This is a genomic window from Pseudomonas sp. R62, from assembly GCF_000257605.1.
GTDB lineage: Bacteria > Pseudomonadota > Gammaproteobacteria > Pseudomonadales > Pseudomonadaceae > Aquipseudomonas > Aquipseudomonas atacamensis.
Genome location: NZ_AHZM01000925.1, coordinates 1 through 781, shown reverse-complemented (window position 1 = coordinate 781; position 781 = coordinate 1). Strand labels below are relative to the sequence as shown.

1 protein-coding gene and 1 pseudogene are annotated in these 781 nt (G+C 59.7%); both read left to right on the top strand.

Translation table 11 applies throughout. From position 1 onward, the window contains the following. Nucleotides 1-287: pseudogene (locus OQK_RS01150) on the top strand (2-oxoglutarate dehydrogenase E1 component); the annotation flags it as partial. Between the two features lie 44 nt (nucleotides 288-331). Further along, nucleotides 332-781 (top strand): E3 binding domain-containing protein (locus tag OQK_RS01145; RefSeq protein WP_016770736.1); only part of this gene is annotated, 450 nt, incomplete at its 3' end.

Genomic DNA, 781 nt, shown 5'->3' with positions numbered 1-781 from the left:
CCATCGTGCGTATCGAGCAGCTGTATCCGTTCCCTGAGGACGACTTGAAAGAAGTCCTGGCTCCATACACCAACGTCAAACACGCCGTTTGGTGTCAGGAAGAGCCGATGAACCAGGGTGCCTGGTACTGCAGCCAGCATCACTTGCGTCGCAGCATCGCCAACCTCGACAGGACTCTCGTACTCGAGTACGCGGGCCGTGAGGCTTCGGCTGCGCCAGCTTGTGGTTACGCATCGATGCACGCCGAGCAGCAGGAAAAACTGCTGCAAGATGCTTTCACTGTTTAACGCCTTCGCGCTGACTGAAACCGAATTTTAAGGACCCACAGATAATGGCTATCGAAATCAAAGCCCCGTCATTCCCGGAATCGGTTGCTGATGGCACCGTTGCCACCTGGCACAAGAAACCAGGTGAGGCCGTCAAGCGTGACGACCTGATCGTCGACATCGAAACCGACAAAGTCGTGCTCGAAGTGTTGGCTGAAGCTGACGGCGTGCTGGGCGCAATCGTTGCCGAAGAGGGCGCTACCGTTCTGTCGAACCAGGTCCTGGGCTCGATCGAAGAGGGCGGCGCTGCTGCTGCCGCTCCTGCCGCCGCTGCTGCTCCGGCTGCTACTGCCGCTGCCGCACCAGCTGCTGCCGATGGCGAAGATGACCCGATCGCAGCTCCTGCCGCTCGCAAGCTGGCTGAAGAGAACGGCATCAACATCGCTTCCGTTGCCGGCACCGGCAAGGGCGGTCGTGTGACCAAGGAAGACGTGGTAGCAGCAGTTGCTGCGAAG